The organism is Pseudoalteromonas sp. SIMBA_162 (assembly GCF_046535955.1).
Classification (GTDB): domain Bacteria; phylum Pseudomonadota; class Gammaproteobacteria; order Enterobacterales; family Alteromonadaceae; genus Pseudoalteromonas; species Pseudoalteromonas marina.
This window is the reverse complement of record NZ_JAWJBQ010000486.1, coordinates 1-267: the sequence shown is the minus strand read 5'-3', so window position 1 is coordinate 267 and position 267 is coordinate 1. Positions and strand designations below refer to the sequence as shown.

Below are 267 nucleotides of genomic sequence, written 5' to 3'. Positions count from 1 at the left end.
ATCTGGTCGCACTCGAGACCCGCGAGCGCGAGCGCACCGGCCTGAGCAACCTCAAGGTCGGCTACAACCGCGTGCATGGCTACTTCATCGAGCTGCCGCGCTCGCAATCGGCCGAGGCCCCGCCGGAATACATCCGTCGCCAGACCCTCAAGAATGCCGAGCGCTTCATCATACCCGAGCTCAAGGAGTTCGAGGACAAGGCGCTGTCCGCCAAGTCCAAGTCACTGACGCGCGAGAAACTGCTGTATGAGCACCTGCTGGATGACC

At 62.5% G+C, this 267-nt stretch carries 1 pseudogene; it reads left to right on the top strand.

Annotated features, from left to right (window positions below):
- Nucleotides 1-267 (top strand): annotated as a pseudogene (locus R0J88_RS20610) (DNA mismatch repair protein MutS); the annotation flags it as partial.